Below are 24,651 nucleotides of genomic sequence, written 5' to 3'. Positions count from 1 at the left end.
TCAGAGTATCAGCGTGACGGTCTTGGCCGCGCCCCGCCCCACGAGGGCGGAGAGCTGGAAGATGCGGACGGTGAGATTGTCGCCGGGGCCGAGCGGCGCGCCCCAATCGGCGCTCTGCTGGGCGGCGGTGTAGGTCGCGCTGGTGGTGGCGGTGCTCAGCACCCGCTTCACGGTGGCGCCGTCGAGGACCTCGACCTCGTAGGCTTCGAGCTCTTCGGCCAGCGGCACCTCCAGCCCGCCCCAACTGTCGGCGGACAGCGCGCGGGACCGGCGGGTCCAGCGGATGGTGAGATTGCCGGGCGAGCGCGGCACGCGCCATGGCTGTTCGACATGGGCGACCGAGAATGGCCGCAGCCCGACGCCTTCAGGTGTGAAGGCTTTTGCCACGTAGGTCTCGTCGCTGACCGCGCGGCTGGCCGGGCCGATGCGCCAGTTCCACGGGATGCCGAGGTCGGCCTCGGCGATCGGCATTGACGCCAGCGCGGTGTCCAGCACCACGACCCGCGCGCCAGCGGGCACCGGATTGCCCATGGCATCCTCGGTGCCGCGCTGGCCGCGCAGGAGCCGGGTCAGGCGATACCGGCCGGGCGCCAGCAGTTCCGCCGCGCCCGCCTGCACGATCTCCCAGACCCCAGGCGCGCTCTCGATGGCGAGCGCGTTCGCCCCGCCGAAGAGGGTCAGATCGGTGACGCTCTCCAGCGTGCCGGTGAGCAGATCGACCACAAGCGCATTGCCGAGGTCGAAGCGCGAAATGGGCCCGGCATAGAAATCCGAGACCAGTGTCCCGATCCGGGCGCGGCTGCCGAACGTGGTCAGCAGCTCGAAGCCATTCGTGGAGGGGCTGCGGAACACCGCCATCTCGCCCGGCCAGGGAACCGCGTGCGCCGCAATCAGCGGCCGATGCGCCGGCTGGTCCTCGGTGAGCTGCGGCAGGTCCATCAGCACCGCGTCCGGCGCGCCGAACACGACCGCCCGCGTCAGCGACGCCGCGCGGGGATCGCCGGGCGGCAGGTCGTAGGTCGCGCGGTCCTGGCGAACGGCCTCGACCCCGCGCGCGTCGGCATCCGCGATGGAGACGAGCCGCAGATCGACCAACCGCCCGTCATGCTCCAGCCGGATCGCATCGGCCGGGTCAAGCGCGAGGCGCGAGGGCAGCAGACGAAACGCCGCGGTCTCGCGCCCCACCCACGCCTCCATCAGGGCGCGGCGGCAGCGGCGTTCGGCCTCCTCGGGCGGCACGGCCATCGGGAAGGACTCGGACGCGATGCGCGTCGTGTCCACCGTGATGCGCCGGGCCTCGACGAGGGCCGCGTCGTAATCCTCATCGGCCCGCGCGATCTGCCACTTCAGCGCCTGCGGCAGTTCGGTTTCCTGGCCGCGCGTCAGTTCCAGCACGTCGCCCTCACGACCGGCGACCAGATCGTCGGGCGCGAGGGTGGCGACGGAGGCCCGCCCGCGCATGACGAAGCGGATCACGCCCTCGGTCTCCACGGCGTCGAAGCCGAAATGCCGCGACAGCGTGGTGATGGACGCGCGCGGGCTTTCCAGCGCCGTGATGGCGTAGCCCTCCACCGCGCCCCAGAGGCCAGAGACGTCGATGCGGTCCTCGGGCAGCCCGGCGCGCAGGCAAAGGTGGCGGACCAGCGCCGCGAGCGACACCGCGCCGAGCCGTCCGCTCAGCCAGTGGCCGAGCCGCCAGTTCGCGCCGTCGGTCCAGACGTCGGTCAGCGCCGGGAAGAACGGATAGGGCCGCGCGTCCCAGGTCCAGGCGGCACATTCGGGGACGTGCACCATCGGCCCGCCGTAGACCGAGGACAGCGGGTTGTTCGCGGCCTCGCCCCAGAAGAGATAGGTCGCCTCGAGATAGGCCCGCTGGATCGCGTCATCCCGCCAGCCCCGCGAGAAATGTGGCGTGAAGCTCTCGGACGACTTCGGGTCGAAGAACACATTCGGCTGATTCGTCCCGCGGTCGATGGCAGGACATCCGAGCTCGGTGAACCAGATCGGCTTCGACTCCGGCACCCATGCCGTCGGCGTGCCGCTCTCCACCCCTCCCGGGCGGTTGTAATGCGGGTTCGACCACCAGGCGCGCAGATCCTTGTAGCGGAACACCCAAGGCTTGGCGGCCGCGCCGTCCGTGATCGGGGTCCGCACCTGCGCGATGCGATCGGCGGTGCTGGCGTAGAACCAGTCGAAGCCTTCGCCGCCCGCGATGTTCCCCTGCAGATAGGCGCGGTCGTAGATCGCGGGCCAGCCCTCGGCCGCATCCGCGTGCTCGAACCCGTCGCGCCAGTCCGACAGCGGCATGTAATTGTCGATCCCGACGAAATCGATCTCCGGATCGGCCCAGAGCGGGTCGAGATGGAAGAACACGTCACCCGAGCCGTCGCCCGGCTGGTGCCCGAAATATTCGCTCCAGTCCGCCGCGTATCCGATCTTCGTACCCGCCCCGAGGACAGAGCGGACATCGGCCAACAGGTCCCGATAGGCCTGCACGGCCGGATAGCTGGACGGCCCCGAGCGGATCGTGGTTAGCCCCGGCATCTCGGTGCCGATCAGGAAGGCATCGACCCCGCCCGCCGCCGCGCAGAGATGGGCGTAATGCAGCACCATGCGCCGCAGACCCCAGTCGCCGGACGGCCCGCTCCACGAAACCGACTGACCAGAAACGTTGAAGCTCGCGGGCGTGGCCGCGCCGAACAGCGCCGCCACCTGCGTGTCCGCAGTCGCCGACTTGTCGACCGATCCTGCGTAGCCTGCGGCGGGAGAACAGGTGATCCGGCCGCGCCAGGGGAACGCGGGCTGGCCCGATGCGGCGGCGTTGTCGGAATACGGGTTCGGCATCGTGTTGCCCGGCGGCACGTCCATCAGGATGAACGGATAGAAGGTCACCCGCAGCCCGCGGGCCTTCATCTCCTGGATGGCCTGCACCACCGCGAAGTCAGAGGGCGTGCCGCCATAGACCGGACGATCCTGATCGTCGCGGCTGACGAGGAAGGCGCTCGCGCGGCTCACGCCGTTCACCGACCAGCTGGCAGGCGTGGTCGATTTGGCTGACACCTCGACGCCCGGCCGCACCTTGCAGGACCCCGCGCGCAGGTCGTCGCCGAACCACGCCACGACGAGGCTGACGCTCTCGACCGCAGGCGCCATCGCCTGCAGCCGGTCCAGCGCCTCCACCATGTCGGTAGAATCGGCCAGCGCGTTCAGGTTCTCTGGCACCGTCGCGCCGCCATCGGTCTTGCGGATGGCCTGCGTGGCATAGGTGAACTCGCCCGAGGCCGGGATCATGGTGACGGCGCGGGTGAGCCCCTCGGCGGTGTCGGGATCGGCCAGCGGTCGGAACACCTCGAAGGAGAACTGCGGCAGGCGGTTGCCATAGGTCGAGAGCGCCAGTTCCTCGAAGACCACATAGGCCGTGCCGCGATAGGCGGGTGCGCTGGCCGCGCCCATCTTCGCGGCGATGAACGGGTCCGCCGTCTGCGCCTCGTCGCCCGGATACCAGCGCCAGGTGACGCCGGAGAGGTCCATCGGCTTGCCGTCGGCCCAGATGCGCCCGATGCCGGTGATCGGGCCCTCGCAGAGCGCGACCGCAAAGCTGGCGTAGTAGAGATACTCCGTGGTCTTGACCTTGCCACCCCCGCCGCCCTTGCCGCCGCCCTGCGTCGTGGTCTTCGTCTCCTCGCGGAAATCGGTCGCCCAGATGATGTTGCCGCCCATCCGCATGCGCCCGTAGAGCCGCGGGATGACCGCGCCCTCGGTGGCCGAGGTGATGCGCAGCGTGTCGAGCCGCGCGCCCTCGATGCGCTGGGTCGGCGCCAGCGACGAGATGATCCAGCTGTCGACGACCGAGCCGATGGTCGAGCCGATGAAGCCGCCAATGGTCGCGGCGCTCACGCCGAGGATCGCGCCGCCGATGCTGCCGCCAATGGCGGCGCCGGCTGCACCGAGAACGAGGGTGGCCATGTCGGTGTCTCAGCTTTGCGGGAACAGGAAGGCGAAGGCGATGCGCCGCCGCCAGGACAGGGTGAGCGCCTCCTCGATCACGCCGAGCCGCTCGTAGGCGTGGAGGAAGGTGGCGGGACCGGTCAGGATCCCGACATGCTTGGCGATGGCGCGCGGCATCATTCGGAAAAGGACCAGCGCGCCGGGGCCTGCCTCGGCGGGCGACACCTCGATCATCATGCGCCGCGCGCCCTCGGCCAGAACCTCGCGCGGACAGGTCTCGCCCCAGTCGCGGCTGTAGGGCGGGATCGGGAATGGCTCTGGCCCCACCACCTCGCGCCAGACGCCCCGCGCGAGGCCGAGGCAGTCGCAGCCGACGCCGCGCAGGCTGGCCTGGTCGTGGTACGGCGTGCCGAGCCAGGAGCGCGCAATGGCGATGACGCGGGTGGCATCGGCGGAGGTCACAGCACGGACCCCTCGTGGCCGCCGTCCTTCGTGGCGTAGCGGAGGACGGCGTCCTGGCCGGGGATGTGCGGGAAGCCGCGGAAGTTGACGGTGTTGGCGAACTTCGCGCCGCAGGTCTCCATGCGCTTGTCGCAGCCCGCGCGGATCGTGAAGCCGTCGCCCTCGGCGATCGCGCGCCCGTCTGCCCCCGCGCTCGAACCGGTGGCGCGCGGGGGCAGACCCTCAAGCAGCGTCAGCACCGCGATGCCATCCGTGACGTCATGGCCCAGCACCTCGGTGCGCCGCCCCGCATTCGCGCCGCTCGTCCAGTCCAGCGTGCCGAAGGTGAACCAGCCGGCCTCGAAATCGCCGAGACCCGAGGCGGTGAAGGCTCGGTCGCGCAAAATGTCAATCACCGCGCCCGTGCCCTTGAAGGCCGTATCCTCCAGATCGACGCCGCAGCGCGCGTCCCCGAGTCCGGCATCGCAGGTCGCCTGGAATGTCCGCCCGACCGTCTGGCCCAGCATATGAGCGAGCGAGCGGACCTCGGCGACGAAAGCGAGCCGCCCGCGCCGGATCTGACCGATGGCCCCGCGGCGCATCAGCACGCGTTGGCTCGTGTCGGCCCAGTTCACCCGCCAGACCTCGACCTCCGCATTGTCCCAGCGGCCGTCGAGGATGTCGGTCTCGGTGATCCGGTCCGAGGTCAGCACGCCCTCGGCGTCCTGCGCATCGACAGACAGGTCGGAGCCCGAGCGCACCTCGGACGCCGTGAGCCCGCTCTCGGGCTCGAAGTCCGCGCCGTCGAAGGTCAGCGTCCGGTCGTGATCGGTGTAGCCGAAGGTGACGCCATCGGCGCGGGCGATCCGCCAGCACCAGGCGAGCGTCGTCGTGCCATCTTCGAGATGGGCCTGCAGGTCGGGATCGAGGGTCTTCATCGGCGCAGTTCCAGAAGCGGGATGGAGGTGATCGAGCCGAACCGCTCGAGGTCGAGCGTCACGTCGAGCATGTCGGTGTCGAAACGGACCGGCACGTCGAACTCGAAGCCCGCGGTGATCGCGACGCCAGCGCCCGGCGCGGCGCCGAAGCTGACGACGCCGGTGGCGGTGTCGACCGACCAGCCGGAGGGCTGCTCGACGCCCGACAGCGCGATGCGCACGCTGCCCGCCACCGGTTTGGCAATGGCGCGCGTCCAGGATTGCGCGCCCGAGGCGTAGCGCTTCACCAGCTGGAAAGCGGTGGTTGCGCCGTCGCCGGTGCCGATCGCCTGGTCGGTCGGCGATGGCGTGCCCGAGGGCAGGCAGGACTTGTGGTCGCCCCAGTCCTTGAACCGGAAGCCATGGAGGCGGCCGTTGCGCGCCTCGAAGAAGGCAACCACCGCCGCCAGATCGTCGGCGCGGCGGATGCCGTAGGCGACATCGTAGCGGCGGCGCGAGTTGGCCCAGCTGGCATTGCGCTCCTCGTCGCCCGAGGCGAGTTCGACGATCTGTGTCCGCCGCTCGGGTCCGCCCCGCGCGCCGCGACTGATGTTGTCGGGGAACCGCACCTCGTGGAACGCCATCACATGCCCCTCCGCCCGAGCGACACGGCGCGGGCGATGTCGGCCGCCACCTGCGTTCGCGATTGCCGGAAGCTCTCGGCGTCGCGGGCCATGATGGTGACGTTGACCCCGCCGCCTCCGCCGTACGTCTGCGCCTCCCGCCGCGACAGAACCCGCTCGCCGCGCTGCAGGATCGCGGGCACTTCGTCGTGGCGTAGCCCCGCCATGCCGCCGCCATGCATCCGGGGCGCGGCGGCGAAGGCCATGGCCGGGACCATCCGCGAGGGCCCGGCCGATCCGACCATCCCGCCCGCATGCAGGACGCTGGCGAAGATGCCGCCCGCGCCGGAGAACACGCCGGAAAGCGCGTTGGCAATCGGCCCGAGGATGAACCGCCGCGCCGCCAGTTGGGCGAGATCGGCCAGCAGCGAGGTGACGAGGTCTCGGAAGTTCAGCTTCCCGGTCTTCACAAACTGGCCCACCGCGTTCTCGGCGGACTGGAAGGCGCCGACGAGGCTCTGGCCGATATCGCCGCCGATGTCGCGGGCCTTGCTGGCGTAATCCGACAGCGCTGCCGTGACCGCCTGCCAGCCGGTGACGGCGGCCTCGGTCGCGGGCTCCGCGGCAGCGGCGGCGGCTCCGGCCGCCGCACCAGCACCCGTCGCGGCGCGTCCGGCATCGCCGAGCGCCGTCTCCAGCCGCTCGGCAGCACCCGTGGCCTCGGTCAGCGCATCCGCACTGCCTTCATCGGTGCCGCGCACCGCGTCGCGCAGCGCCTGCCAGCTTTCGAGGGGCGCACGTGCCCCTTCGGCCAGATCGCGCGCGGCCCCGCGATAGAGGTTCGCGGACTCGAGCGCCCGGCTCGCCGCCTCGGTCAGGCCGAGATCAGGCGCGGTCAGCGGTTTGTCCTCGAAGGCCCGGTCGAACGCCGCCTGCGCCGCCGTCGTCGCGGCCGTTGCCGCTCCTTCGAAGCGGTTCTCGATCTCGCCGAGGTCGAGGTCGGGCACCAGCGAGATGCGGCGCTCCGACCCGAGGGCTTCGAGCCCCTGATTGATGCCGCCGATGAAGCCGTTGATGCGCGAGACCACACCGTTCAGCATCGCCTCGACGCCGTCGACGAGGCTGTTGGCCGCCTGGAACGCCAGATCGCCGATGGCGGCGGGCAGCAGACCCCAGATCGCCTTGATCGCCTCGTAGGCCCCCTCGAACGTGTTCACGGCGGTGTTGCCGAAACCGACGACGCTCTCGATGGCGCTCTGCATGCCCGAAGCGGCGTCGGCCTTCAGGTCGAAGAACATCGCCGTGGCCGCAGCGCCCGCCGCAGCCGCGCCCATCCTGATCCGCTCCCAGACCTCGACGGCAAGGTCCTTCAGGAGCGACATCGCTTCGCCAAACCCGCCCGCACCGGAGACGAGGCGTGTGAACTGGTAGACGAGCTCGCCCGCGCCGACGATCAGCGCCCCGATGCCGGTGCGGATCAGCGCGCCGCGCAGCACGACGAGCGCCGTGGCGAGGCCGCGCACGGAGAGCGCCGCAGCGGCCATGCCAGCCACCCATCGGCCCGCGAGGAAGGCCGCGAAGGTGGCGGCATAGGTGGTCAGGCGACCGATGTTGTCGAAAAGCCCGCGGATCGCGATGCCGAGCGGCCCGGTGCGGCTGGCGACCGCCGCCATCGCGTTGGCGACGGCTTCCAGCGCGGGGGCCGCGGCGACGGCCAGCTGGTTCGACAGCCCACGCCAGATCAGCCCAAGCCGAGAGATGGCGTCGTTCGTCCGCTCGATCTGTTCGGCATCCTGTTCGGAGACGACGACACCGAAGGCGAGGACGTCCTCGGTCGCCTGGCGGAGCGTCGCGGTGTCGATCCGCGCCATGGCGATAGAGCCTTCCTCGCCGAAGAGCTGACCCGCGACGGCCGCGCGTTCGGCGGCAGGCACGAAGTTCTCGATGGCCGCGTTGATGGCGCCGACCCGCTGGTCCAGCGGCAGGGCGATCAGCTCATTGGCCGAGAGCCCGAGGCGATCCAGCGCATCGGCGGCAGGGCCGGTCCCGGCGGCCGCCTGGCTGAGGCGACGCGTCAGATCCTTCGTGGCCTGCTCGATGCCGGACATCGACACGCCCGCCAGTTCGCCCGCGCGCTCCAGCGTCTGGATCGAGGCGACGGTGGTGCCCAGCGACTGCGCCAGCTTGGCCTGCGCATCCACCGTCTGCAGGCCGGACCGGATCATTGCCACACCGGCGGCGGCAGCGGCGGCCACGGCAGCCGCTGCCGCGACCCGGACCCGCCGCGAGAAGGCCGCGAGCCGGGCGTTCGCCGCTTCCATCTCCCGGCTCAGCCGTCCGAAGCCGCGCGACCCGGCCTCGCCGACACCTTCCAGTTCGGCGCGCACCTGCCGTCCGCCCACGGCCGCGAGGCGGACGCTAACCCGTTTTTCCGCCATGGGAGTGATCCATCTGTTCGTTGAGTTTTGCGACCATCACCGCTTCGATGACGGGCAGCAGTTCGGCCATGGCGAGCGGCGGCACGCCGAGCGCGTCGCCGAGCGCCAGCGCCGCCGACATGTCCCAGCCGATCACTGCGCCCGGCAGCACGCGCAGCTGGCCGCCGAGGCGACCGATCAGGTCCCACACCTGCCAACCCTCCGGCGTTTCCGGACGATTCAGCCGCGCCGGGCAGTCCGGGCAGGTTTGCGCGCAGGCTTCGCAGTAGCGATCGCCCCCGCCGAAGGACCAGTCGGCGAGAGCGCGGAGGCGTTTTTTTCCTGTTCCAGCAGCAGGCCCTTCGAGACATAGGTCAGCTGGAATGCCTCGAAGATCGGCCAGACATCGAGCAGCGCGTCGATGGCCTCCGGGCTCGGGTCGATGGGCTTGCCGTCCGCGTCGCCGATGCCCTCCCAGGCGAGCACCGCCCGCCGCGCCAGCGCTTTGGCGAAGGCGACGGCGCGCTCCTCGTCCGAGGCTTCTTCCGGAACGGCCTCGACGGCCGGGTCGCTGCGTGTCGCCACCATCAACGCCGTGGTCAGCGGGCGCAGCTGCACCCGCACGCCGGGCGAGAGGTCATGCCAGCGCGGCGCGTTGGTCAGGTCGAGCGTGAGCATCAGTAACTCTCCACGTCGTTCACGAGGGTGGCGGTGCACATCCGGCCGACCACGCTGTCGCGCGCCGCCTGCCAGTCGAAGGTCGCCTGCACGCCCTGCGGCCCCGAAATCTCGATGCGCGGGCGCGGCAGGTAGACGGCATGCACAGTAAAGGTGAAGCTCTCGCCCGAGGGCAGGACGTAGGCGAACTCCATCTCGCAGGCCTCGCCGTTGATCGCTTGCGTCACCAGCGTCTGGTCGGCGAACCGCACCTCGATCCGACCCGTGAGCGCCGCGATGGACGGGTCCGCCCCGTCGATGCGCCCGTCGCTCCGGATCGTCTCGATCCGGTCGAGGTTGTTGGCGTAGGTGATCTCGGCCGAGACCACGTTGCCGAGGGCTGAGCCATTGCGCGTGATCGCCCCGTTGAAATGGCCGAAGCGCTTCAGCTCCAGCGCGGCCGGTGTTCCGGCGCTCGTCGTCGTGCCCACCGTCTCGCCCTGCGCAACCAGCCGCGCGGTTGCCGTCAGCAGGCCCGAGCGCTGCATCTGCCAGGTGATCTGGTCGAGCACGCAGCCGGAATACATCGCATAGCGCGGGACCTCGGGCATGCCGGTCTCGATCGACATGCTGGGCAGCGTCCAGGACCCTGACTGGAACTCGTGGGTGTACGGCGCTTCCACGCCCGTGGTTGTCGGCGCACCGAACGCGGCCTTCAGCCAGAACCCGAAGGCTTCGGCGTCGAGAGGCACGACGACGTCGCCATCGGCCGTCACCGCGTCCTTGATCGGCGCCAACGGATCGCGGCCGTAGCCGAGAAGCTCCGAGTTCAGCAGCGGCTGCTCCGCCCCGAGCGAGGTGCTGGCGAAGGGCATGCGGGTGAAGCCGCTGGCGGGCGGCGTTCCATAGGTCGTCTCGAACGCAAGCGCCATCAGCGCCCGCGCCCCCTGGGCTCGTGCCATGGTGTTCTCCTCGGGTTGTCGGGGTCAGGCCAGCGGGTCGGCCGTGTAATAGTGCAGCACCACAGGGATCACGGCCGCCTTCAGACTGGCCGCGCCCTCGACCGGCAGATCGACCGGGCGCGGCGCTTCTGCCTCGACCCAGTCGCAGAGCCCGCCCAGCGTGCGGTCGGCAGCGAGCGCCGCGCCCACGCTGGCGCAGAGCGTGTCGAAGACGGCGTCACGGTCGGCGCCCTGCACGACCGCTTCGATCTCGGCCCGGTGCTGGTAGTGGTAGGCGAGCGGGGAGAGCGTGACCTCCGGCTCCCCCGGCTCGCCGTCGCGCAGGATCAGCAGGCCCTCGGCCGGGACGCGCTCGGGCAGAACCTCGCCGCGCAGGGCGGTGGCGGGCAACGCCGAAAGCCGCGCGTGCAGCGCGGTGAGGATGGTTTCACGAGGGCTGAGCATGGAGATGGACCACGATTGGCGACTGCGGAAAGAATACGCCTCAAGCCCAGTCGGACCAATGCAGCAGCATTCACGGACGGCGCCAATGTGCTAAGGTCGTGACGCGGGACAGCGGTGGAACTCATCCTCGTCAGGCTCATAATTGCGACAAGCTTCGACGCCTGTAGCCACCGCGTCGAGCAGAGCCTCCACATCGTGCAGAAGATCCGCAATCCGGGGGCTGCTAATCCGATAGCGCACGAAACGACCATCGCGCATGCTGGTTACGAGGCCACACTCCGACAGACATCGAAGGTGGTTCGAGACGTTGGGTTGTGTCAGGGCCGTGCGCCCGACGATCTCGTGAACGACCAGCGGCCCGGCGCACAGAGCATCCAGGATCGCCAACCGGCTCTGGTCCGCGATGCCGCGAAAGAACTTCGCCCGCCGCTCGGTGGCCGTCGCGACGGCATTGCGGTCCGCGGCGATTTGTTCCATATCATTCTCCGCTGATGTGTTTCGCACATCAAGATAGCAGGACCAATGCAAGCATGGCCAATGCCCAAGGCGCCGAACCGACCGCAGATGTCGCATCTTTCCGCTACCGCGTCTCCGGAATGGATTGCGCCAAGGATGCCGCCCAGATCGAGCGGGCCGCGCAGTCGGCGGGCGTGGCGCCGGAGGCAGTAAAGGTCTCCTCCGCCACCCACATCTTGACGTTGAACGTCCCCGAAGCGCGGCTGTCCGAGATCGAACGGGCCGTGGCCGCGACCGGCTACGGGTTCGATCGCATCGAAGCGGGCGACGACGAAGCGCAGGAGGGCGCAGCTTACCAAGACCCGGCCTATCGGCGCGCGCTCTGGATCGTGGTAATTCTCAACGTCGGGTATGGCATTGCGGAGATGATCGGCGGCTTCATTTCCGGATCGCAGGCCGTGAAGGCCGACGCGCTCGATTTCATTGGCGACGGCCTCATCACCTTTCTGGGCCTTCTGGCAATCGGTTGGAGCATTGTCTGGCGGGCGCGATCCGCCCTGATCCAAGGCATCTTCCTTGGCGTTCTGGGCCTTGGGGTTCTTGGGACGACGATCTGGCGCGCCTTTACCCAGACGACGCCGGACGCCGGTCTCATGGGGCTATTCGGTCTCATCGCTCTCGTGGTCAACGTCCTCGCGGTCCTGCCGCTGCTGCGGTTTCGCAAGGGTGACGCGAACATGCGGGCCGTCTGGCTCTTTTCGCGCAACGACGCGATCGGCAATGCGGCCGTGGTTGTGGCCGCAGCCCTCGTCGCGTGGCTGGGCAGCGCATGGCCCGACCTGATCGTCGCGTTCGGGATTGCGGGACTATTCCTGCATTCGTCCTGGTCGATTATCCGCGACGCGCGGGCTGATCTGAAGACAACTTGATGCTATCAGTTCGAAGCGGCCTTCGCGGACATCGTCGAATAAGCGCAAGGCCCGCCACAGCAGTCATCTTCAGAACCTCTGCTCCACCCAGCTCGCCACGATCAGCCCCGGCACACCGTCCACTGCGCGCTCCGCATCCCGCGCCAGGTCCAGCCGCTTCGGCAGCTTCACCTGCAGCACCAGCAGGAAGATCGGCGCGGTGACCTTTCCGCGCCCGGTCTTCGAGCGTGACACGACCGCCTGACCCTTTGTGTTCAGCCGTCCCTCCGCCACCAGCAGGCTTGGGCCCCGGCGGCGGTAGACGAAGCGCAGGCGGAGTCCGCGTCGCCGTTCCCACTCGCCGGGCGTGATCCGGCCGCCGCGCAATGACTTGCCCGCCGCAGGCAGCGGGATCGCCAGCCAGAACCCGTCCTTGGAGCGGATCAGCGGCCCCCTGTCGTGTGCGCCGACGATGACGGGCGCCTTCGACCAGACCAGCGCTGCCGCGTCCAGGCTCTCGCCCGACCTCGGGAAGTTCTGGCTCCGGATCGAGTTCGCCAGCCGTGTGCCGAGCCCGGCGCCGGTGATCTGTAGCCGCCAAGCGGTCTTCAGCCCGGTCCCGGCCTCGCGCATGGCGGCCGTCACCGCGCGTTCGCCCGCCGCCACCTCCGCCGCCATCATCGCGACGATGTCGGGATCAATGTCGAGCTTCAGTATCACGCGGGCCTCAGATCGACGGTCCAGACCAGCCGCTCCCGGTCACGGACGGGCTCGCCCTGAATGAGGAAGGCATCGCCGTCGATCTCGATCCGGTCGCCGGGATGCGGGGTCGCCACCTCGGTGACGCGCAGGTCGATCCGCGTGGTCTCGGACCAGAGTCGCGCGTCGCCGAAGTCGGAGATGACATCCGCGCGCCGGGCGACGACGCGCACCAGCACGGGCGCGCCGCCGTCGGCGATATACACCGCGTCCCGGCCGATATTGGGATCGGCGAAGAGCGCGCCCACGGCGGCGGCGAAGGCGCTCATCAGAACATCGCGTTCAGGCGCACCCGGCCGATGGTGTCGCCCGCGCCGCTGGCCACCGCCTCGACGGCCACGCCGATGAGAGTGTTGTCAGTTGCCACGGTCGTGCAGCGCTTGTTGGTGTCGTCCCAATAGACCTTGGCGCCGACGGTCCATGCCTGGGAGCCGACCTTGGTGATGTCGAAGACGCCGGTGAGCGCGGTCTCGACGGGATCGCCGAGAGCGGCGGCGCCTGCGGCGATGCCGAAGATGGAGCCGACGAGCAGGCCATCGCCGGAGGCGACGGCATAGGGCGCGGTCAGGGTGATGGTGTTGCCGGGCTGGACATAGTTTTTCATGGGGAGGATCCTCGTGGAAAGACGACGGGCGGCCCGTCAGGACCGCCCGCATGTCAGGGTTCAGCATGGGGTGCGGGTTACGCGCCCGGGTTCTTGTAGAGACCGCGCCAGTCGATGGCCTTGGCGCCGAAGTCGAGGCGGCACTTGATCTCGACGCCGTCGACATCGAAGCCGTTGCGGGTCTCGATGTAGGCACCCTGCTGGCCCTCGAGATAGGCGTACTCGATGGTGTCGATCTGGTTCGGGCTGGCCGCCAGATACCAGGCGGTCTCGCTGGCCGCGTCGAGGCGCGGCTCGCTGATCGGCGCGAGGGTGCGGATCGACTGCGGCACCACGCTGGACGTCGCGGCGGGTACGAGGTTCTGGGCGACCAGCTGCTCGGCCTTCAGTTCCAGCGAGGCGGGGACGATCAGGAAGGCCGGGCGGACGTTCAGCACCGTCTTCTTGTCGAGGCCGGTCTGCTTGGCCATGGCGGCGCGGGCCGCACCGACGCTGCCGACATCGAGCGCCGCCCCGGTCCCGGCGAGGTTCTTGTGGGTGGTGTGGAACAGCGCGTTGCCGTCGGCCATCGCCGGGTTCGAAGTGATGATCCCCCAGACCACATCCGACTCCAGCTGCGCGATGGAGTTGCCATACATCGCCGGGATCCGGGTGAAGGCGTCGAGATCGTCGTTGATCAGCGTCTGACGGGTGATCGCGACCACCCGGCCATAGGTCTTGACCTTGTAGCTCTCCTTGCTCTCGCCGAGCGTCCCGCGCTTGAACTCGCCGCTCTCGCCCACTTCCAGCAGTTGCGGCGCCTCGCCGAGCTGGACCCGGTGCATCGCCTTGAAGTCGGTGGCGAGCACCTGGCGGCAGAACAGCATGAAGGTGCGCGGATAGGCCTCGTAGGCCTGACGCAGGGTCTTGTTGGTGACCGCCGACAGGATCTCGGGGAAGTCAGAGGTCGAGTGCAGCGCCCGCGTCGCCACCTCGTCGCGCGACAGGCCCCGCGTGTTGACTCCGGCATTGCCGAGGCTTTCGCGGGCCAGTTCCAGCAGCGTCATGCCACGATACTGCCGGGCGGCGTCCTCCAGCTGGAACAGCGTCGGGCTGTAGCGGTGCAGCAGCGCATTCGCCACCGCGTCACGGCGGGTGATGCGCTCGTCCCTACCGCCGAGCGGGACGGAGACATGCGGGAAGGTCCGGGTCTCGTCGGACTTAGCCGCGACCTGATCGAGGATCAGGCGGCGGGATTCGTCGACGCTGACGCCGCGCTTGACCAGATCCTCGGCAAAGCCGCGCTCGAGGTTCAGCCGCCCGGCCAGATCGTAGATGGTGGAGACGCGGTCACGCTCGGCCTCGCGTGCGCGGGTCGCGACGGCTTCGGTGTCGGGCGCGGGAGCGGCCTGCGTCTTCGGCTGGCTGCGGGTCTCGCTGGCGGCGACCTTCGGGTCGGGCGCAGCCGCATTCGGCTCGGTCATGGGGGTGTCCTCGGTTTCGACCGGCGCGGTCGGCTGGGTGGTGGCGGGAGTTGCGGCGTCGCTCGCCGGGGTCTGGGTCTTGTCCGTCATCGGGATCGGTCCTTTCGTAGTGGAAGGGGCGTCCCGGCGGTGGAGGACGCAGTCGTGAAGGGGGTGCTGGGCGCGGAAGCCAGCGGCGGGGTCAGCCCCGACCGCGACGGCGGAGACCTCGAACGGGGTCCAGTCCACCGCGCGCCAGAGTTCGCGGGCGGCCTCGGGTTTCGAGACCTCGAAGCGGTGGACCTGGTAGCCGATGGAGACCGCACGGATGTGCCCGGCCTGGATGTCGCGCCAGATCGGCTCGACATCGGCGCGCTCGGAGATGCGCACCAAGGCGATGCCCCGGCCGTTCTCGATCCGCGCCGAGCCCGGCACGACCGAGCCGATCACCGCATCCAGCGTGTCGAGTTCGTGCACCTTCAGGAACGGCGCGCCCGCGTTCAGCCGGTCGAGCCGGACATGGTCCGGGTCGAGGCTCAGCTCCTCGTCATAGGGCTCGCCGAAGAAGGTGGCGCGGCGGACGCGCGCGCCTGCCGACCAGACCACCTCGACGGTGCGGCTGTCGGCGTCGGCCGTGTTCGGCGCAAGCTCCGCCGACCGGCGCATGGCTGGCAATTCGATCATCGTGTCCATGAAGGTCAGTCCTGTTGGCCGGCCTGCGCCGGGTCGGTTTCCGCGTCGGCGGAGGGGTCGTCGGCCGGATCGTCGGCATTCGGATCGGTGGCCGGATCGCTGGTCTGCGCGCTGCCGGTCTTGGTCACGCGGCGCGGGTCGCTGTCGAGCACCAGCCCGAGCGCGTCGAGCTTGGCGTTGGTCGCGGCGATCTCGGTCAGCACGGCGTCCGGGTTGCGGCCCTGTTTCGCGATCACCTCGGCCAGCGTCATGGTGCCCGACCGGATCGACAGCAGGTTCGCCATTGCATCCTTCTGCGGATCGACCGCCTCGAACTTCGGCGGCGACCATTCGACAGGCACGACCGGCGACGGGATCTGGCCCGCCGCCCATGCGGCTTCGGTGAACCAGCGCCAGACCGGCGCGCAGAACATCGGGATGAAGAGCTGCCACTGCACCGCGTCGATCTGGCGGCGGAACTCCACAAGCCCCGCCCGGATCGAGGAATAGTTGACCTGGCTGAGGTCCCCGGTCAGCAGCTCGTAGGGCACCCGGAAGCCCGCCGAGATCGTGTGCAGGCTCGCCCGCTTGTATTCGCCGTAGCCGCCGGTGGCCGACGGCTGGTTGAAGCGGATGTCCTTGCCGCCGCGCGCATAGGCGATCAGCCCCGGCTCGAACTGCTCCACGCGGTTGCCGTCGGCATCGACCACCGACGGCGCGATGCCCTGTTGCGCCTCGTCGTCACCGAAGACGATGGCGGTCACGCAGGCCTCGGTCTTCTTGCGGACCAGTTCCGCCACCTCGTAATCGTCGAGATCGCGCAAGCTGCGGATCACCGGCGCGCCCCAGGGGACGCCGCGCGCCTGGGTGCGCTGCTTCTCGTAGACATGGGCGATCTCGGTCGCGGGGACAGGGCGGCTCTGCAGACCGTTCTGCAGGGCGCCATAGGCGTCGCCGGGATGTTCGGCGTGCAGCCAATAAGCGCGGCGCTTGCCGACCGGATCGAACTCGATCCCCTGCACCAGCCGTCCCGCGCCGAGCGCACCGGATTTGGTGGCGTCTAGGAAGTCGGCCTCCAGCACCTGCAATTGCAGCGGCACCGGCAGACCATCCGACGACCGGCGCAGACGGCGGCGCACAAGCACCTCGCCCGCCTCGACCATCTCGCGGCAGATCAGCGTCTGCAGTCCGTAGAAGTCGAGCTGGCCATCGGCATCGCATTCCGCCGTCCAGCGTTCGAAGAGAGCGTCGACCTTCCGATCGAGCTTGTCGTCGCCGCTGGCGGCGCGCGGCATGATGCCCGCCCCGATGATGTTGTTGACCAGCACCGCCACGGCCTTGGCCGCATGCGGGTTGTTGCGCACCAGATCGCGCATCCGGTCGCGCAGCAGCGCCCCGGCCACGCCGATCTCGGTGTCGGCCGAGGATCCCGGCGCGCGCCAGCCCTCGGTCCGCCGTCCGCGCGCGGCCCCGTCGTAACCTCGCGTCAGGGTCTCGAAGGCCTGACGCGCCATCACACGGCGGGCGGCCATCCGCGGCGCCACCGTGGCGATGGCGTGATCGAACCAGTTTGCGGGCATCAGCGATCCCCGCGGCTGAAGCCCGCGAGCCCGGCCACCGGCAGCGGTCGGCTGACGCCCGCAATGGCGCGCTCGATGGTGCGGATGCGCGCCAGCAGGTCCTCTGCCGAGCCGTATTCCACCGACTTGCCGTCATAGCTCACCCGCGTCGTGCCGCTGGCATAGGCCCGGCGCAGCGCCGAGAGCTCGGTTTCCGTCCAGTCCATGCCCTTCGCTCCCGCTCAGTGCGTTCGTTCCCTTGCGACGCTCCACTGGAGCCTCGCATCCGCTGCGCGGACCGGTCCTCACTCAGAACCATCCTCCGCGCCGTCCGAGCCAGTCGGAGCGGCGCTTGCCCTGCGGGGCCTGTCCCGGCCGGTTGATCTGCCCGGCGGGATCGGTGTCGGTGGGGGCCGCCCCGAGCTGATCCTCGAGGTCGCGCCATTTCGCCTCAGACCAGCGATCCGCGCCCGCGATCCAGGCGGCGGCGCGGGCGTAGACCCGGCAATCCAGCGCCTCGTTGCGCTCGCGCAGCTTCTGCCATTCCAGCCGGGCGAAGCCGCGCTTCGTGCGCACCGTCACCAGCTGCTCGGCGACGAACTGCTTCAGCCATTCGTTCTCGACCCAATGCGGCAGATGCACAGAGCCGGGCGGGAATGCCGCCCCGTCGGCCATCTCCTCCTCGGTCGGCCGCGCCAGCCGCAGGAACCGGTAGGTCTCGGCCTTGAAGGTCGACACCGCCACGGTCCAGAGCCGCGCCCCGCGCCGGAGGCGCTTGCCGCCTTCGGTCGCATCGACGAAGGTCGGGCCCGACACCGGGCTCGAGCGGTTGAACCCCTCGACGCCCTTGACCGGCGATACCTGCGCGAAGCCTTGCGCCCGCGACCAGGAATAGACCGCCGGAGCCTCGTAGCCGGTGTCGATGGCGAGCCGCGCGATCCTGAGATGCGCCCCGCGCTCGTGCGGCCAGGACCGGTCAAGCAGCGCGGTCAGTTCCGACCACGCGTCATGCCGATCCGGCCCGCCCTCGATGACGACGTGATCGACGAGCCAGGACTCGAGTCCACGACCCCAGGCCCAGACGTCGACCTCGATCCGGTCCTTCTGCACGTCGGCGCCGGCCGTCAGGAACAGCCCGCCCGCTGGCACCGTGCCGGATGTCCAGCGCTCGCGCCGGTCGTAGAGCCGCTGCCAGTCCGGCGCTTCCCCGGTCTCGACCCATGTCTCGCCGAGGATCGTGTTGCGGAACGCCTTGATCGCCTCGTCCGACCCCTGCGCTGCGTCCCATGCCCGCACGATCCGCTCCCAACTCAGCCAGCCGATCGGCGAATAGAGCGCCGACAGGTGATACCCGACCGTGGTCGGATCGGCGGCCGTGGCGGTCGCCCGCCATTCGCCGCCCTCCAGCATCGCCGTCTTGTGGTGCTCCGCGATTGCCGCGTCGCAGCCCTCGCAGTGATACTCCGCCGTCTCCGGACGGCCCTTCTGCCAGCGCAGCCGGTCGAACTTCAGCCACTGCATCGCCCCGCAATGTGGGCACGGCACGTGGAACCGCCGCTGGTCGCTCGCCTCGAACTCGCGCTCGATCCGGCTCAGCCCCCGGATCGTTGGCGTCGAGACCAGCAGCACCTTGCGCCGGTGGGCGAAGGTCAGCGACCGGGCTTCGGCCAGCGTGACCGGATCGCCTTCCTCGTCGGCCGAGGCCGGATAGGCGTCGACCTCGTCGAGGAAGATGTACCGCGCCGGGGTCGAGCGCAGCCCGACCGCCGAGTTGGCACCCGTCATGATCAGGATACCGCCCGCGAATTCCTTCGACAGCATCGTGTTGCCCGCGTCGCGGGATCGCGCCGGTTTGACCCGCTCCCGCAGCTCCGGGCTCTCGTCGATCAGCGGGTCGATCCGCTGGCGCGAGTTGCGCTTGGCCAGTTCCACCGTCGGCTGCACGGCCAGCATCGGACCCGGCGCCTGGTGGATCACGAACCCGATCCAGTTGTTCCCCGCCTCCGTCGCGCCGACCTGCGCGGCCTTCATGAACACGATCCGCTGCGTGGGATCCCCGGGCGACAGCCGGTCCATTATCTCGCGCATGTAGGGTGTGCGCACCGTCCGGTATCGCCCTGGCTCGGCCGAGGCGCGGCCTGAGAGCATCCGGTGCCGGTCCGCCCATTCCGACACGGTCAGGTCAGGGTCAGGCCTCAGCCCGCTGCCCCAGGCACGCAGGATCTCGCCCGCGCCGTCGAAGTCCGTCAGGCCATCTTCCGGCCCTGCGCTTGCGCTCCGGGCATTCGTCCCTCGCAAGGGTCCACTGGACCCTTGCGTTTCGCTGTCGCGAAACCGGTCCTCATCACCGGAAGTCGGGCCGGACCTCGGCGAGTTCGTCGAGGTGGGCGCGTACATGTTTCTCCAGGACCTTCTGCATCGCGGCTGGCTCCACGGTGATCTGCTGGCCCGCCGCGTCGCTGCATGAGGCCGAGAGCTCGGCCGCCATCAGCGCGGCGGCGCGTGCAGGCCAGTTCACCCAGGCGTCCCGTTCCTCCCGCGCCAGCCGGAACACCAGCGCCAGCGCGCGGGCCCGCTCGATCAACTCTCCCTTCAGCTTCTGCAGCCGGATGCGCCGTTCCTGCGCCTTCAACACCTCGTTCGCGGTCTTCGCCTGCAGGAAGGTGGTGCCGCTGCCAACGGTCGGCACCGCCAGCCCCTGTTCGCGCAGCGTCTCGCCGACGGCAGCGACCGCCGCTTCGGGGACAGGCTTCAGCTTCGGTTCGGGCGGTTTGCGGGTCTTCGACGGGTCGGTCGTCACGGCGCGCCGGGCGTCGCTGGCCACGGCGTCGATGCTGCCATCGGCGAACAGCACCAGCCGCTCGGCCGTCTTCGCCTTCTGGATCGCGCCGCGCGACAGCCCGGCATGGGCGGCATACTGGCGCTCGCTCATGCCCTGCATCGGCGGCTCCGATTATCATTCATAAACATGTGCTTATCGAGTTGATAAGCGTCGCGGACAGAGGGAACGTGTCTCCAGAAGGACGCTGCAACTCACCACGGAGCCACCACGATGACCACCTGCCTGAACCCGATCACCACCCCGCGCCACGAACTCCGCGCCGAGAAGGCGCGCCGGAACAAGGAAGCCGCACTCGCCGCCTTCATCGGCAAGAAGGCCGAGATCGACCAGATGCTCGCCCGCCTTCAGGCGCTCAGCGACGACCATTTCAACTGCGCCCCCGACGAGGCGGGCTGGGCCATGGTCGGCACCCTCGAACACTACGCCAGCCTCCTGAAGCGCATCACCGACAGCGCCTTCGGCGAGGGCGAACACGCCCGCTGATCTCCGGCACCGCCGGAACTCCCGCCGCGCGCCCTGCGCGGCTCGGGGTCGTAGAAGGCGCCGCATGTCGCGGGCCCGAATACGGAGACGACCCCATGACCAAGCTTTCTGACACCCAAGCCATCATCCTCAGCGCCGCCGCACAGCGTGAGGACCGCATCGCCCTGCCGCTGCCCGAGAGCCTGCGCGGCGGCGCCGCTGCCAAGGTGGTCGGCGCGATGCTCGCGAAGAACTTCCTGCAGGAGGTCGACGCCGACACGCGCGAGGGCGAGCTTATGTGGCGCGAGACCGGAGACGGCCACGGCGTCACGCTGGTCGCCACCGACGCGGGCCTTGCCGCCATCGGGATCGAGCCCGAGGACGCGAACCCCGCGCCTGCGGGCGCGACCGACGCACCGACCGAGCAGTCTGCGCCGGAGGCCGCCACCGGCACCGAGACCGCGCCCAAGGCGCGCACGTCGCGCGAGGGCACCAAGCAGGCCACGCTGATCACCATGCTGCGAGCGCCGGACGGCGCGACCATCGAGGAGATCATGGCCGCGACGGGCTGGCAGTCGCATACGGTGCGCGGCGCGATGGCCGGGGCGCTGAAGAAGAAACTCGGGCTCGAGGTGACCTCGGAGAAGGTCGAGGATCGGGGGCGGGTCTACCGCATCGCTTGATTGGACGCAGCTTCGCGGAAGCACGACACGTCAAGGGGTATGAATCATACCTCTTGACGAATCCTATCGTTGGCCTGCAAGATGCGTGCATCAACCCTCTTGAATGGTGGCGCGCATGGTCGACTCGATCACGGTTAGACTGGATCCCAATCTGGCATCCCGTCTCGGCGAATTCTTGACTCAGAACCCTAGTCTATCGGCTGCATCAGTTGCCGCTCGTGCCTTGGACGAATTTCTGCCGAAGGCTCCCAAGGTCGTATCGACGAAACCCTCCAAGCCGGGTGGCGGACAGGACGAGTTCACCGGCCGCGAGGGGTATGAGTTTGGCATCTCGGCTGGCCGGGCACTTGCGAGCAAAATCGGCGACCTCGTCAGCCCTGTGGCAACAGAACTCAAGCTACCTGACGGTCGACGAGCTACGCTGCGCACGGCGAAGGGGCGCAATACCCAATGGGGATGTCTCAACACCCTTCTCGAGCGGATCGATGTCGTTCTCTGTGCATTCACCCCGGACGGATCGAACTTCGATGTCTGGGAAATTGACGCCAAGGTCTGGGCGCGCGAGGCCCGAAACGCTTCTCCCGGTCACAAGCTGCACAACAAGCTGACGTTGCTGGGCAAATCGGGCGTTGAGAAGTTCGGAAAGCCCTTCGGCAGCTACTCCATCTAGTCGCCCCGCATCCGGATCGCCTCGAACAGACGCCGCAGGACGTAGGACCGCGCGATGCTCACCACGGTGAACACCGCACCCATCTTGAGGCTCTGCGCCAGCGTCGTGTGCAGCCCGAAGACCGGGAAGATCAGGATCTGCGTGACCACGGCGACGCCGTAGCCCACGATGACGTTGGCGACGGACTCGACCAGCGACATGAGGCGGGACTGCTTCATGTCGCCGCCTCATCCATCGGCCAGCAGTTCAGCTGCCAGAGTTCGCAGCGCATACGCAGCAACCAAGGGGACCACGCCGTTGCCACAGAGGCGAAGCCGGTCCACCCGGTGGGCCAGCCCATCAGTGCCTCGACGAACAGCGGGTTCAAGGTCCGGCGCGGCTCGGAGGTATCGCTCCCAGCCATCGGCGTCACCAGGACCTGGCGGCCAAGCAGGCCGTTCACAGGTGTGTTCGCCAATGTCGTCGCCCCATCCTTGTGATCGCGCGCTGTCGGCGTCATCCACATTCCCGCCGCGTGGCTCAGATCGGCCGACTTGCGATTGCCCGCGCTCGGCTTGCAGCCGTCGTTCGCCATTGGCGTCGGCCAATCCCGCGCCATGCGGTCCAGACCCTTCTCGTCGCGCCGTTCGCCGCCCCGGCTGCGGAAACTGTCGGTCTGCGGCGTCGGCCAGAGCGCTGCCGTCGTCGCGAGGTTCATCCCGTGCTGCCCCGCCGCCTGCGACGGTGTCGGTTTCGTCTGCCGGTTCTCGTTGGCGCTGGCGCGGGGCGTCGGCCACAGCCGCAGCAGCTCCGTCCGGTTCCCGCCACTCGAGCGGGTGCCAGAGCAGGCGCGCGGGGTCGGCCAGGTCGTCTCCTTCGCGGATGGCGAGGATGAACAGGCGTTCGCGCTTGTGGGGTGCGCCGACCTCCGCCGCCGTGAAGAGGCCTGCCGCAAGCTTGTAGCCCATGCCGACCAGTCCGCTGGCGACTTCGGGGAAGCCGAGGCGGAGATGATGGGCGACGTTCTCGAGGAAGACGAAGGGCGGCTCGACCTCGCCGATGATGCGGGCGACATGCGGCCAGAGGTGCCGCGGGTCGTCCGCGCCCCGGCGCTTGCCCGCGACGGAGAACGGCTGGCACGGATAGCCCGCAGTGACGATGTCCACCGCGCCGCGCCACGGGCGGCCGTCGAAGGTTGCAACATCGTCCCAGACAGGCGCGCGATCCAGGGACGCGTCTTCCATCCGCGCCACGAGAGTGGCTGCGGCGTAGGTTTCCCGCTCAACATGGCCCACAGCACGATATCCGGGGATGGCGATGGCGAACCCGAGGTCGAGACCGCCCGCGCCGGAGCAGAGTGAGAGGCCGAAGAGGCATGCGTCTCCGGCCCCGGAAGCGCGTCCGGAGGAAGGTAAAGCCAGGTCATGCATGTCACGCGGCGGTCTTGCGCTTGCGCGCGGGTTCGGGGGCGGCGTCCGTGACCGGAGCGGCGTCCGGGTCCGGCGTATCGGCCCGGGCCTCGGCATCGTCGCCCAGCCGCTCGGTCCTCACCTGCGCGAAGGTCCGACCGTCGCCGTCGAGGATCGCGTCGCGGCCGGTCTCGGCGTGCCAGCGTTCCACGGCGACATCGACGTAGGCCGGGCTGATCTCCATCGCGAAGACGCGACGGCCATTGGCCTCGCCCGCCATGATCTGCGAGCCGGAGCCTGAGAACGGCTCGTAGCAGAGGCCGCCGCGCGCCACATGCTGGCGCATCGGGATACCGAAGGCATCGAGCGGCTTCGGCGTCGGGTGGTCGGGCCGGTCGTCCTTGGCGAAGCTGGGCAGCGCCCATGTCGACGGCAGCGTTTCCTCGGCGACCTTGGGCGGGCGGTTCGGACGCCGCCAGCCCATGAAACAGGGCTCGTGCTTCCAGAGGTAATGGGAGCGGGTCAGAACCCCGCGGTCCTTCACCCAGATGATCTGCTGATGGACGAAGGCGCCGGCCTTCTCCCAGCAAGCCTCCAGCATCGCCTGGCGGCGCGAGGCGTGCCAGCAGTACCAGGCCGCATCCTCGGCGATCGCTTCCGCCACGGCTGCAGCGATGAACCCGTCGTAGAGTTCCGCCCCCTGCGAACTGTCGTCCCAGGTCGTGCCATAAGACGCGGACCAATCCTTGTTCCGGGTCGGGTGGTTCGAGCCATCGTAGTCCACCAGATACGGTGGGTCGGTCGCGAACAGGATCGCCCGCTCGCCATTCATCAGACGGCGCACATCGACCGCGCTGGTGCTGTCGCCGCACAGCAGGCGGTTGTCGCCGAGGATCCAGAGATCGCCGGTGCGCGACGCCGGATTGCGCGGTGGTTCGGGGATGGTCACCGGCGGCACGGAGCCCCCGGCGCCACCTTCTTCACCGTCCCCCTCCGGCACGAAGGCCAGCAGCTTGTCGAGCTCGCCATCGGAGAAGCCGACCAGCGACAGGTCGAAATCCTCGGCCAGCAGGTCGTTCAGTTCCGCCGACAGCAGCGCCTCGTCCCAGCTGCCGAGCTCGGTCAGCTTGTTGTCGGCGATCCGATACGCCCGGCGCTGCGCCTCCGTCAGATGCCCCAGCACGATCACCGGCGCTTCGGTCAGCCCCAGCTGCGTTGCGGCCAGCACGCGGCCATGGCCAGCGATCAGTTCCCCGTCCTCGGCCACGAGGCAAGGCACGGTCCAGCCGAACTCGGCCATGCTGGCGGCGATCTTGGCGACCTGGTCCGCGCCGTGCGCCTTCGCGTTCTTCGCGTAGGGCTGGAGCTTGGCCAGCGGCCACGTCTCGATCGCGTCCGGGGCGAAGCTCAGCGTCATGGTGGGCAAGGTTCCTCGGTCGGGTGGATGCCGGTGGCTTCCGGACTCCGGATGCCGGGCCGGACTCCACACGGGGTCCAGCGGCCACCAGCGGTGTCCGGTCGGAAGGCCAGCGTTCATTGGTGTTTGCGCAGGGCGCGGATGGGTCCGGCTTCCGGGTGGCTTCCCAAAAATCCGGGCCTGACGCTGGCGATGTCCCGCGCTTCGCCCGCCAGCATACGAATGTCGCCAGGAAGGAACCAAGAACTCAATGGGTTAGCCCATCGTACCCCGGCTGGACCCTTCGCTGGACCCCGGAAGCCAGCGGCGCGGCCTCTGCCTGCGCGCTCCTCTCCCGAGCATATTCGTTTTCTAACGGCCTCGTCGAAATGTGTAAGGGC

25 protein-coding genes and 1 pseudogene are annotated in these 24,651 nt (G+C 69.3%); 4 read left to right on the top strand and 22 right to left on the bottom strand.

What is annotated here, in order from left to right; translation table 11 throughout:
- From PXD02_RS09945 to PXD02_RS09900, 10 genes are all read right to left on the bottom strand, one after another.
- Entirely contained in the window at nt 1-3,966 is a 3,966-nt protein-coding gene (locus tag PXD02_RS09945) for a baseplate multidomain protein megatron (protein ID WP_275103751.1), read from the bottom strand.
- A 9-nt stretch (nt 3,967-3,975) separates the two neighbouring features.
- Entirely contained in the window at nt 3,976-4,410 is a 435-nt protein-coding gene (locus tag PXD02_RS09940; RefSeq protein ID WP_275103750.1) for an NlpC/P60 family protein, read from the bottom strand.
- On the bottom strand, nt 4,407-5,327 hold the full coding sequence (locus PXD02_RS09935) for a DUF2163 domain-containing protein (RefSeq protein ID WP_275103749.1): 921 nt from the start codon (nt 5,325-5,327) through the stop codon (nt 4,407-4,409). The genes PXD02_RS09940 and PXD02_RS09935 overlap by 4 nt, the downstream gene beginning before the upstream one ends.
- Nucleotides 5,324-5,950, bottom strand: a complete 627-nt coding sequence (locus PXD02_RS09930; RefSeq protein WP_275103748.1) for a DUF2460 domain-containing protein — start codon at nt 5,948-5,950, stop codon at nt 5,324-5,326. The genes PXD02_RS09935 and PXD02_RS09930 overlap by 4 nt, the downstream gene beginning before the upstream one ends.
- The gene (locus tag PXD02_RS09925) at nt 5,950-8,367 is read right to left on the bottom strand and encodes a phage tail tape measure C-terminal domain-containing protein (RefSeq protein WP_275103747.1); all 2,418 of its coding nucleotides are present in this window, start codon (nt 8,365-8,367) and stop codon (nt 5,950-5,952) included. The genes PXD02_RS09930 and PXD02_RS09925 overlap by 1 nt, the downstream gene beginning before the upstream one ends.
- On the bottom strand, nt 8,348-8,557 hold the full coding sequence (locus PXD02_RS09920) for a DUF7697 family protein (protein WP_275103746.1): 210 nt from the start codon (nt 8,555-8,557) through the stop codon (nt 8,348-8,350). Before PXD02_RS09920 ends, PXD02_RS09925 begins: the two co-directional genes overlap by 20 nt.
- Before the next feature lie 29 nt (nt 8,558-8,586).
- Complete coding sequence (locus PXD02_RS09915; RefSeq protein ID WP_275103745.1) at nt 8,587-9,024, bottom strand: hypothetical protein; 438 nt, start codon at nt 9,022-9,024, stop codon at nt 8,587-8,589.
- Nucleotides 9,024-9,965, bottom strand: a complete 942-nt coding sequence (locus tag PXD02_RS09910) for a phage tail tube protein (protein ID WP_275103744.1) — start codon at nt 9,963-9,965, stop codon at nt 9,024-9,026. The genes PXD02_RS09915 and PXD02_RS09910 overlap by 1 nt, the downstream gene beginning before the upstream one ends.
- A 24-nt stretch (nt 9,966-9,989) precedes the next feature.
- On the bottom strand, nt 9,990-10,409 hold the full coding sequence (locus PXD02_RS09905; protein WP_275103743.1) for an acyl-CoA transferase: 420 nt from the start codon (nt 10,407-10,409) through the stop codon (nt 9,990-9,992).
- Nucleotides 10,410-10,499: 90 nt separating this feature from the next.
- Nucleotides 10,500-10,886: an ArsR/SmtB family transcription factor gene (locus tag PXD02_RS09900; protein WP_275103742.1), complete on the bottom strand. Its 387-nt coding sequence runs from the start codon at nt 10,884-10,886 to the stop codon at nt 10,500-10,502.
- Between the two features lie 53 nt (nt 10,887-10,939).
- On the opposite strand from PXD02_RS09900, the gene PXD02_RS09895 reads away from it, so the two are divergent.
- The gene (locus tag PXD02_RS09895; RefSeq protein ID WP_093359427.1) at nt 10,940-11,794 is read left to right on the top strand and encodes a cation efflux transmembrane domain-containing protein; all 855 of its coding nucleotides are present in this window, start codon (nt 10,940-10,942) and stop codon (nt 11,792-11,794) included.
- A 69-nt stretch (nt 11,795-11,863) separates the two neighbouring features.
- Here the strand turns inward: PXD02_RS09895 and PXD02_RS09890 are convergent, their stop codons facing one another.
- The 8 genes from PXD02_RS09890 to PXD02_RS09855 all read right to left on the bottom strand — a co-directional run bounded on the left by PXD02_RS09890 (nt 11,864) and on the right by PXD02_RS09855 (nt 19,750).
- Nucleotides 11,864-12,493, bottom strand: a complete 630-nt coding sequence (locus PXD02_RS09890; protein ID WP_275103741.1) for a DUF6441 family protein — start codon at nt 12,491-12,493, stop codon at nt 11,864-11,866.
- Nucleotides 12,490-12,801, bottom strand: coding sequence for a head-tail joining protein (locus tag PXD02_RS09885; RefSeq protein ID WP_203318361.1), 312 nt, complete (start codon nt 12,799-12,801; stop codon nt 12,490-12,492). Before PXD02_RS09885 ends, PXD02_RS09890 begins: the two co-directional genes overlap by 4 nt.
- Nucleotides 12,801-13,136 (bottom strand): DUF2190 family protein, encoded by a 336-nt coding sequence (locus PXD02_RS09880; protein ID WP_275103740.1) that lies wholly within the window; start codon nt 13,134-13,136, stop codon nt 12,801-12,803. The genes PXD02_RS09885 and PXD02_RS09880 overlap by 1 nt, the downstream gene beginning before the upstream one ends.
- 77 nt (nt 13,137-13,213) lie before the next feature.
- Nucleotides 13,214-15,271, bottom strand: coding sequence for a prohead protease/major capsid protein fusion protein (locus PXD02_RS09875; protein WP_275103739.1), 2,058 nt, complete (start codon nt 15,269-15,271; stop codon nt 13,214-13,216).
- A gap of 5 nt (nt 15,272-15,276) precedes the next feature.
- On the bottom strand, nt 15,277-16,830 hold the full coding sequence (locus PXD02_RS09870; RefSeq protein WP_275103738.1) for a phage portal protein: 1,554 nt from the start codon (nt 16,828-16,830) through the stop codon (nt 15,277-15,279).
- The gene (locus PXD02_RS09865) at nt 16,830-17,036 is read right to left on the bottom strand and encodes a phage head-tail joining protein (RefSeq protein ID WP_275103737.1); all 207 of its coding nucleotides are present in this window, start codon (nt 17,034-17,036) and stop codon (nt 16,830-16,832) included. Before PXD02_RS09865 ends, PXD02_RS09870 begins: the two co-directional genes overlap by 1 nt.
- Before the next feature lie 82 nt (nt 17,037-17,118).
- Complete coding sequence (locus PXD02_RS09860) at nt 17,119-19,107, bottom strand: phage terminase large subunit family protein (protein WP_473092010.1); 1,989 nt, start codon at nt 19,105-19,107, stop codon at nt 17,119-17,121.
- A gap of 46 nt (nt 19,108-19,153) precedes the next feature.
- Entirely contained in the window at nt 19,154-19,750 is a 597-nt protein-coding gene (locus PXD02_RS09855) for a hypothetical protein (protein ID WP_275103736.1), read from the bottom strand.
- A 111-nt stretch (nt 19,751-19,861) separates the two neighbouring features.
- Here PXD02_RS09855 and PXD02_RS09850 point away from each other — a divergent pair, with 111 nt between their 5' ends.
- The 3 genes from PXD02_RS09850 (at nt 19,862) to PXD02_RS09840 (ending at nt 21,466) form a co-directional block, all read left to right on the top strand.
- Nucleotides 19,862-20,134 carry a hypothetical protein gene (locus tag PXD02_RS09850; RefSeq protein ID WP_275103735.1) on the top strand — a complete coding sequence of 91 codons (273 nt, stop codon included), beginning with the start codon at nt 19,862-19,864 and terminating at the stop codon, nt 20,132-20,134.
- 95 nt (nt 20,135-20,229) lie between these two features.
- Complete coding sequence (locus tag PXD02_RS09845) at nt 20,230-20,796, top strand: DUF3489 domain-containing protein (protein WP_275103734.1); 567 nt, start codon at nt 20,230-20,232, stop codon at nt 20,794-20,796.
- 115 nt (nt 20,797-20,911) lie between these two features.
- Nucleotides 20,912-21,466, top strand: a complete 555-nt coding sequence (locus PXD02_RS09840) for a hypothetical protein (protein WP_153749525.1) — start codon at nt 20,912-20,914, stop codon at nt 21,464-21,466.
- On the opposite strand, the gene PXD02_RS09835 is transcribed toward PXD02_RS09840, so the two are convergent.
- The 4 genes and pseudogenes from PXD02_RS09835 to PXD02_RS09820 form a co-directional block, all read right to left on the bottom strand.
- On the bottom strand, nt 21,463-21,684 hold the full coding sequence (locus tag PXD02_RS09835) for a DUF7220 family protein (protein ID WP_275103733.1): 222 nt from the start codon (nt 21,682-21,684) through the stop codon (nt 21,463-21,465). The genes PXD02_RS09840 and PXD02_RS09835 overlap by 4 nt on opposite strands.
- Nucleotides 21,681-22,163 carry a hypothetical protein gene (locus PXD02_RS09830; protein WP_275106473.1) on the bottom strand — a complete coding sequence of 161 codons (483 nt, stop codon included), beginning with the start codon at nt 22,161-22,163 and terminating at the stop codon, nt 21,681-21,683. Before PXD02_RS09830 ends, PXD02_RS09835 begins: the two co-directional genes overlap by 4 nt.
- Before the next feature lie 205 nt (nt 22,164-22,368).
- A pseudogene (locus PXD02_RS09825) lies at nt 22,369-22,875 on the bottom strand (DNA cytosine methyltransferase); the annotation flags it as partial.
- Nucleotide 22,876: 1 nt separating this feature from the next.
- On the bottom strand, nt 22,877-24,271 hold the full coding sequence (locus PXD02_RS09820; protein WP_275103732.1) for a site-specific DNA-methyltransferase: 1,395 nt from the start codon (nt 24,269-24,271) through the stop codon (nt 22,877-22,879).
- Nucleotides 24,272-24,651: the final 380 nt, after the last annotated feature.

The organism is Paracoccus sp. S3-43 (assembly GCF_029027965.1).
Lineage (GTDB): Bacteria > Pseudomonadota > Alphaproteobacteria > Rhodobacterales > Rhodobacteraceae > Paracoccus.
Note: the sequence above shows the minus strand (reverse complement) of the source record. Positions and strands in the feature narration are given on the sequence as shown.